Here is a 1,180-nt window from a genome sequence, read left to right as displayed (position 1 = left end):
TATTGGTATCCTAGCTGCCATCGCATTGCCTGCTTATCAAGACTATATCTCTAAGTCTCAAATGACTCGTGTAGTAGGTGAGCTAGCTGCTGGTAAAACTGCCGTAGACGCTGCTTTGTTCGAAGGTAAAGAGCCAATTATTGATGGCGACTCTTCTTCTACTCAAGAAAACATCGGTCTTAAAGCTGACGGCAACCCACGCTCTAACTTGATGGAAGCAGTTAACATTAACGGTTTCAAAGACAGCGGTGCAGGTTCTATCTCTGCTACTTTGGGTAACAAAGCTAACAAAGACATCAAAGGCACTGTAGCTACTCAAAGCCGTGACGCACAAGGCGTATGGAGCTGCTCTATCACTAAAGGTGGTAACTACAAAGTTAAGTTCAACCCAACTGGTTGCACAGGCGGTAACTAATAATCTAGCTTATCTAGCATAGATGAAAACCACTCCGAAAGGGGTGGTTTTTTACGTAAATACATCATCAGCAACCACTATTAACACCTCTTGAAAAGAGTGATTGACATCAAATATAAGAAAAACCGCCACTCAAAGAACCTTGGCGTACCAGCTCAGGTTGCATATTCAAGTCTAACCACACTCAATTCATATCAAAATCATACAAAAACCGTTCGCTCTAAGCCTGCCTGCGGGTGAAGCGGTTCTCCGTTATGGGCGGGCAGCTTACCACGAACGGAAAACCTTTGTTGTGCCTTGAATAGAATTTACCATACAAATTGTCAAATATTGCTTATTCTTGGTGATATATTTGTGCTGATAGTTGGTTTTTATAGGGTAGGTAAGGAGATGGTGTGATGTGTATGGTGTAATGATTTAAAGTTTTGCGATCAAAAAAGATAAAATGACTGTTATGCTTGATGTTCTCACCCAAGATAAACCCTTCATCACCGTTTGCCACCAAGATATAATAAGGGCGATTCTCTACTTCAATAATATCATAACCCGTAAAAAAGGCTGAACGCAAATACCCTATCGAAAACGCAGAAACGACCACATACACAAAAATAAAAGCCATAAAAATCTGATAATATTTTTCGTTACTCATCAACTCCCTAAGACGAATAGAAAAAGAGATTGCCCGTCCGAACTTATGGCAAACTAAAGAAATGGCTAAAATAGAAAGTACACTTCCCATCAGACGGTATGACGACAAAATACCAA

General features: G+C 40.4%; 2 protein-coding genes. One reads left to right on the top strand and one right to left on the bottom strand.

Going from position 1 to position 1,180, the window contains the following annotated elements; translation table 11 throughout:
- Window positions 1–415 (top strand): pilin (locus IM753_RS12765; protein ID WP_065255903.1); only part of this gene is annotated, 415 nt, incomplete at its 5' end.
- A 334-nt stretch (window positions 416–749) separates the two neighbouring features.
- Here the strand turns inward: IM753_RS12765 and IM753_RS12760 are convergent.
- Window positions 750–1,180 (bottom strand): hypothetical protein (locus IM753_RS12760; protein ID WP_255518678.1); only part of this gene is annotated, 431 nt, incomplete at its 5' end.

Origin of the sequence: Moraxella sp. K127 (assembly GCF_015223095.1) — a bacterium.
In the GTDB taxonomy this organism is placed as follows: Bacteria; Pseudomonadota; Gammaproteobacteria; order Pseudomonadales; family Moraxellaceae; genus Moraxella.
This window is presented reverse-complemented; position numbering and strand designations above follow the sequence as displayed.